Genomic DNA, 6,590 nt, shown 5'->3' with positions numbered 1-6,590 from the left:
GGCGGTGGCCGGGTCCTCCTCGTGGGCGTACGCGAGGTCGGGGTCGACCATTTGCACGGCGTGCACCAGCAGGTCGCCGGTGAGCAGCAGCCGCTCGTCGCCGGAGTCGACCAGTACCGACTGGTGGCCGGGCGTGTGCCCGGGCGTGCTCAGCAGGCGTACCCCCGGGGCGAGCGGGGTGTCGCCGTCGACCACCCGCAGGCGGCCGGCGGCGCGCAACGGCGCGACCAGGCCGGCCGGCAGCCAAGGGTTGATCGTCTCCATCGCCGCCAGCTCGGCCCGCTGCACCAGGTAGTCGGCGCGCGGGAAGTACGGGCGGCCGGGCGTGCCGGTGACCGCCCACCCGATGTGGTCGCTGTGCAGGTGGGTGAGGACCACGGTGTCGACGTCGGCGGGGTCGATGCCGGCGGCGGCCAGCTCGGCGGGGAGCCGCCCCGGCACCGGGGCCCAGCTCGCGGCGGGGGAGTCGGCCGGCCCGATGCCGGCGTCGACCAGCGTGACCGGGCCGTCGCCGCGGCGCAGCGCGAAGCTGCGGAACGGCAGCCACCAGCGGCCGTCGGCGGTGACCGAGGCGGGGTCGCGCCGGTCCGCCTCGTGCCAGTGGGCCGCGGTGGCGTCGGGGAAGGCCTCGGCGCGGGGCTGGAAGAACGGCCCCTCGCCGTCGGTGAGCGCGGTGACCGTGATAGACCCGAGGATGCGGCGCAGTGGCATCCGGCGATGCTGCCAGCGATCTCCTGTGCCGTGCACCCCGTTATCCCGGCCGACCGAGGCCGGCTGGGGACTGCCGGCCAGTTTCCAGTACGCTCGTACTGCTTGAGCACGTGTCCCCCGAGAGGAGCGCCGGCCGATGGCGAAGATCAAGGTAAACAACCCGGTCGTGGAGCTCGACGGCGACGAGATGACCCGGATCATCTGGAAGCAGATCCGGGAGCAGCTGATCCTGCCCTACCTCGACGTCGACCTGCACTACTACGACCTGTCGATCCAGTACCGCGACGAGACCGACGACCAGGTCACCGTTGACGCCGCCAACGCCATCAAGCAGCACGGCGTGGGCGTCAAGTGCGCGACCATCACCCCGGACGAGGCCCGGGTCGAGGAGTTCGGCCTGAAGAAGATGTGGCGGTCGCCGAACGGCACCATCCGCAACATCCTCGGCGGCGTCGTCTTCCGCGAGCCGATCATCATGTCCAACGTGCCGCGGCTGGTCCCCGGCTGGACCAAGCCGATCATCATCGGCCGGCACGCCCACGGTGACCAGTACAAGGCCACCGACTTCGTCGTCCCCGGCCCGGGCACGGTGACCATCACCTACCAGCCGGCCGACGGCGGTGCCCCGATGGAGATGGAGGTCGCCAACTTCCCCGGCGGCGGCGTCGCCATGGGCATGTACAACTTCGACGAGTCCATCCGGGACTTCGCCCGCGCCTCCATGCGCTACGGCCTGGACCGCGGCTACCCGGTCTACCTGTCGACCAAGAACACCATCCTCAAGGCGTACGACGGCCGGTTCAAGGACATCTTCGCCGAGGTGTTCGAGAACGAGTTCAAGGCCGAGTTCGACGCCGCCGGCATCACCTACGAGCACCGGCTGATCGACGACATGGTCGCCGCCGCGCTCAAGTGGGAGGGCGGCTTCGTCTGGGCCTGCAAGAACTACGACGGTGACGTGCAGTCCGACACCGTCGCGCAGGGCTTCGGCTCGCTGGGCCTGATGACCTCGGTGCTGATGACCCCGGACGGCCGTACGGTCGAGGCCGAGGCCGCGCACGGCACCGTCACCCGGCACTACCGGCAGTGGCAGAAGGGCGAGAAGACCTCGACCAACCCGATCGCGTCGATCTTCGCCTGGACCCGGGGCCTGGCCCACCGGGGCAAGCTGGACGGCACCCCGGCGGTCAGCGAGTTCGCCAGCACCCTGGAGCGGGTCTGCATCGACACCGTCGAGGGCGGCCAGATGACCAAGGACCTCGCGCTGCTCATCTCGCGCGACGCCCCGTGGCTGACCACCGACGAGTTCATGAACGCGCTCGACGAGAACCTGGCGCGCAAGCTCGCCGCCTGATCCTCGTACCGCGTCACCGACCGAGCCCGCCGGCACCGCGCCGGCGGGCTCCGTCGTATCCGGGGCCGACCTGGCCCGGACCACCGGGAGCCGGCGTCACCGGTGGGGGTGTGGGTCGTTGAAGTGGGTGGACGTGATGCCAGTCGCGTCCAGGAAGGTTGACCGCGGTCGCCTCGCGGCACGAGTGCCGATCAGCCAGCCTTCCCGGCTGTCGCGCACAGCCAGCCGTCCCTTCCCAGCGGGGGGCCCTGTCCCGGGCCCCCCGCGCCCTGTTCCCCGGCGGGCGGGTCCACTCCGCCCCGGACGCGGCTCGGGCTCAGGCGGCGCGGAGCAGTTCCGCGGCCCGCTCGGGCGCGATGTCGTTGATGAAGACCCCCATGCCGGACTCCGAGCCCGCCAGGTACTTCAGCTTGTCCGTCGCCCGCCGGATGCTGAACAGCTGAAGGTGCAGGTGGCCCAGCTCCCGGTCGATCCGCACCGGCGCCTGGTGCCAGGCCGCGATGTACGGCATGGGCAGGTCGAAGAGCCCGTCCAAGCGACGCAGCACATCCAGGTGGAGCGGGCCGAACGCGTCCCGCTCGGCGTCGGTCAACGCCGGGATGTCCGGCACCGGCCGGTGCGGCGCCACGTGCACCTCGAACGGCCAGCGGGCCGCCGCCGGGACGTACGCCGTCCAGTGCGCGTTGCCGGTGACCACCCGGTCCCCGGCGGCCCGCTCGGCGGCGAGCACGTCGGCGTACAGGTTGCCGCCGCCGGTGCGCTCGGCGTGCCGGCGGGCGGCGGCCAGCAGCGACCGGGTCCGCGGCGTCACGAACGGGTACGCGTAGATCTGCCCGTGCGGGTGGTGCAGGGTCACCCCGATCTCCACGCCCCGGTTCTCGAAGCAGAACACCTGCTCGACGCCGGGCAGCTCGGCCAGCGCCACCGTCCGGTCGGCGAGCGCGTCCAGCACGGTGCGCACCCGGCGCGGCGGCAGGTTGGCGAACGAGGCGGTGTGGTCGTCGGTGAAACAGACCACCTCGCAGCGGCCCCGGCCGGGGCGTACCGGGGTGAACGGGGTGATCTCGGCCGGTTCGTCGGCCACCCGCTGACTCAGCGAGGGGAAGCGGTTCTCGAACACGGCCACGTCGTAGTCGGGGGCCGGGATCTCGCTGAGCCGGTCGCCCCGGGAGGGGCAGAGCGGGCACTGGTCGGCCGGGGGGAGGAAGGTGCGGGTCTGCCGGTGCACCGCCACCGCCACCCACTCGTCGGTCAGCGGGTCGTACCGCAGCTGGGAGGCGTGCGGGAGAGCGGGCAGCTCGCGCCGGTCCGGCTGGTCGCGGACCGCGTCGTCGCGCTCGTCGAAGTAGATCAGCTCGCGGCCGTCCGCCAGCTCGATCGCCGTACGCTTCACCGCGCCGTCCCCTCCGTCGCCGCCCGCCCCGTGCCCGCCACGACCGCCAGCTCGCCCACCTTCTCGTCGAGTACCCGGCGCGCCTCGGGGGCCAGCCGGTCGTCGGTGACCAGCACGTCGGCGGCGTCGAGGCCGGCGATCGACGAGAGGCCGACGGTGCCCCACTTGGTGTGGTCGGCCAGCACCACCAGCCGGTCGGCGGCGGCCACCAGGGCCCGGTCGGTCTCCGCCTCCATCAGGTTGGGGGTGGTGAAGCCCGCCCGCTCGGTGATGCCGTGCACGCCGAGGAAGAGCAGGTCCAGGTGGAGCGAGCGGATCGCCGCCACGGCCAGCGGGCCGACCAGCGCGTCGGACGGGGTGCGCACCCCGCCGGTGAGCACCACGGTCTGGTCGGGGCGGCCCTGCGCGTGCAGGATCTCGGCCACCGGCAGCGAGTTGGTCACCACGGTCAGCCCGGGCACGTCGACCAGCCGGCGGGCCAGCTCGGCGGTGGTGGTGCCGGCGGAGAGCGCGACCGCCGCACCGGGGCGGACCAGTTCGGCGGCCCGGCCGGCGATGGCGGCCTTCTCCGCGAGCTGCCGCACCGACTTGGCGTGGAAACCCGGCTCGTCGGTCGAGCCGGGGCCGGTGACCGTGGCGCCGCCGTGCACCTTGGCCAGCAGGCCCTGCTCGTGCAGCGTCTCCAGGTCACGCCGGATGGTCATGTCGGAGACGCCGAACTCGGCGGCCAGCTCGGTGACGCGGACCCCACCGGCGGTGCGGACCCGGTCGAGGATGGCCGCCTGCCGCTGCCGCGCCAGCATCCGCCCGCACCTCCGGCTCCCGCGCACTCTCACGCGCTCAAACGTGTTCCAACAAAGGTGAACACTAGCGCGCAGGGGACAGCGACGAAAGGCGGCCCAGCGGGAATCAGGTGGACTGGAGGCGGGGCTCCACCCAGCCGGTCTCGGTGAGGTGGTTCATCACCGACTGCACCGCCTCCTCGACGCTCAGGTCGGTGGTGTCGACCACGATCTCGGCGTCGGCCGGCTCCTCGTACGGGTCGTCGACGCCGGTCATCCCGGTGAGCAGGCCGGCGCGGGCCCGGGCGTACAGGCCCTTGCGGTCACGCCGCTCGCAGACGTCCAGCGGGGTGGCCACGTGGACCAGCACGAAACCGGCCCCCGCCGCCAGCGCCATCTCCCGGGCGGTCGCCCGCGCCTGGGCGTACGGGGCGATCGGGCAGCAGATGCCCACCCCCCGGTGTCGGGCGATCTCGGAAGCCACCCAGCCGATCCGGCGGACGTTGGCGTCCCGGTCGGCCTTGCTGAAGCCGAGCCCCGCCGACAGTTCCCGGCGCACCACGTCGCCGTCGAGCAGGGTCACCGTGCGGTCGCCCTGCTCACGCAGCACGTCCGCCAGCCCCCGCGCGATGGTCGACTTGCCGGAACCGGAGAGGCCGGTCAGGAAGACCACCAGGCCCCGGTGCCGCCGCGGCGGGCGGGCCCGGCTCAGCTCCTTGGCCACCGCCGGCGGGGTGTGCCACTCGGGCAGCGGGAAGCCCCGGTCCAGCAGGTCGTCGATCTCCTCCTGGCTCAACGCCAGCCGCCGGTTGCGCGGCGGGATGTCCTCCCGCCAGCGCCACTGCCCGTCCCGGTTGTCGTAGGCCAACTCGCGGGGGACCAGCACCCGCAGGCCGGCGCCGGAGAGCATCTCGCCGGTGGAGAGCAGGTGGGTCACCCCGTACGCGGCGGAGATCCGGGCCCGCAGCAGGGCGTCGCTGATCTCGTCGCGGCGGCGCGGCATCGGCACGGCGACCAGGGTCGCCGGGGGCATCCGGTCGCGGGCGGCGAAGACACTGCGCACCAGGGCCTCCGGCGGCAGGCCGCCGGTGCCGTCCTCACCGACCGGGATCATCACCAGCAGGTGCGCGCCGAGGGTACGGGCGGCGTGCGCGATCTGGGCCAGCTGCGGCCGGTGCAGCGGCCGGTCGGCGATCACGCCCAGCACCCGACCCGGGGGCAGCAGCGCGCGGACCTCCTCCGGGGTGCGGCGCAGCCGCTGGAACGGGCCGTGCCCGCCGTCGCCGAGCCGCCGGACCGGGCCGCCCACCCCGGCCACACCCTCGCGGGCCGCCCACACGTCGACGACCTCCAGCGCGGCCACCGGCGCGCCCTCGCCGTCGCTGAGCACCAGCGTGCGGCGCCCCGGGTCGGCCGGGTCCAGCGCGTCGGCCAGCGTCGCCGGCACCTGGAGGGCCACCGGCACCGGCCACGGCGTGCCGTCGGCGAGCCGGCCGCGACGTTGCAGCGCGACCAGATCGGCGCGGGTCATGAAGCCGCTCAGCGGCGCGTACGCCCCGGTCAGCAACAGCTCCAGATCGGCCAGCTCACCCGGGCGCGGCGTGTACGCCGGCGCGTCCCGAAGCACCTCGTCGGGCAGCACCCACCCGTTGCTCATCCGTACCCCTCACTCGCTGACCGGCACACAGTTTCGCAGCCGACCGGCGATCGGTCGAGAGCGCCACTCCACTGCCGCCCGCGAGGGTGGGGACGCGGGTCACCCGGTCGGCGTCAGCGGGGCGGCCCCGAACGAGACCGCGAACCGCTTGCACCAGATGGAGACGCTGGTCAGTCCGGCCAGGTCGGTCCCCGCCGGAATGTCGTACGCCTGGTCGCCGCGGTTGCCCTTGAGCCGGCCCAGCTCGACCCAGCGGCCGTCGTCGAAGACGTCCCAGCCGGCGCGGCCGGCGCGGACCGGCTGGTCGGTCAGCCAGACCCGCAGGTCGGGGCCGTTGGAGGTGGCCAGGCCGACCAGTTCCAGCCGGTGGCGCCCGTCGGCGGCGCGGACGATCCGGGCGGTGCCCGAGGTGTCGTGCTCGTGAGTGACGAAGTCGCCCCGGCTGACCAGCGTCGGTCCCGTCGCGGTCACCTCCGGCCCGACCGGTCCCGCGTCCCCCGTGGTCGCGGGACCGGCCGACGGCGTGGCGGCGTCCACGTCGGACAGCCGCTCGCTGACCCGGGTGTCGGTGACCACCTTCCAGGGCTGGAACCACCAGAGTCCGACGGCCGCCCCGGCGGCGAGGACGACGACGGCGGCCCAGGTCAACGGCGTACGCAGCAGGCGGGTGAGCACGCCGTCCAGTCTGGCCGG

General features: G+C 73.8%; 6 protein-coding genes. 1 reads left to right on the top strand and 5 read right to left on the bottom strand.

From position 1 onward, the window contains the following. Positions 1-711 (bottom strand): MBL fold metallo-hydrolase (locus AB0I41_RS06260; RefSeq protein WP_357102411.1); only part of this gene is annotated, 711 nt, incomplete at its 3' end. A 136-nt stretch (positions 712-847) separates the two neighbouring features. On the opposite strand from AB0I41_RS06260, the gene AB0I41_RS06255 reads away from it, so the two are divergent. Further along, the gene (locus AB0I41_RS06255; RefSeq protein ID WP_357102409.1) at positions 848-2,065 is read left to right on the top strand and encodes an NADP-dependent isocitrate dehydrogenase; all 1,218 of its coding nucleotides are present in this window, start codon (positions 848-850) and stop codon (positions 2,063-2,065) included. Positions 2,066-2,381: 316 nt separating this feature from the next. Here the strand turns inward: AB0I41_RS06255 and galT are convergent, their stop codons facing one another. From galT to AB0I41_RS06235, 4 genes are all read right to left on the bottom strand, one after another. Continuing rightward, on the bottom strand, positions 2,382-3,458 hold the full coding sequence (gene galT / locus AB0I41_RS06250) for a galactose-1-phosphate uridylyltransferase (protein WP_357102407.1): 1,077 nt from the start codon (positions 3,456-3,458) through the stop codon (positions 2,382-2,384). Further along, the gene (locus tag AB0I41_RS06245; protein ID WP_357102405.1) at positions 3,455-4,261 is read right to left on the bottom strand and encodes a DeoR/GlpR family DNA-binding transcription regulator; all 807 of its coding nucleotides are present in this window, start codon (positions 4,259-4,261) and stop codon (positions 3,455-3,457) included. Before AB0I41_RS06245 ends, galT begins: the two co-directional genes overlap by 4 nt. 106 nt (positions 4,262-4,367) lie before the next feature. After that, on the bottom strand, positions 4,368-5,897 hold the full coding sequence (cysC, locus tag AB0I41_RS06240; RefSeq protein WP_357102403.1) for an adenylyl-sulfate kinase: 1,530 nt from the start codon (positions 5,895-5,897) through the stop codon (positions 4,368-4,370). Between the two features lie 99 nt (positions 5,898-5,996). Continuing rightward, the gene (locus tag AB0I41_RS06235; protein WP_357102401.1) at positions 5,997-6,572 is read right to left on the bottom strand and encodes a DM13 domain-containing protein; all 576 of its coding nucleotides are present in this window, start codon (positions 6,570-6,572) and stop codon (positions 5,997-5,999) included. Positions 6,573-6,590: the final 18 nt, after the last annotated feature.

The organism is Micromonospora sp. NPDC050200 (assembly GCF_040656135.1).
In the GTDB taxonomy this organism is placed as follows: domain Bacteria; phylum Actinomycetota; class Actinomycetes; order Mycobacteriales; family Micromonosporaceae; genus Micromonospora.
Note: the sequence above shows the minus strand (reverse complement) of the source record. Positions and strands in the feature narration are given on the sequence as shown.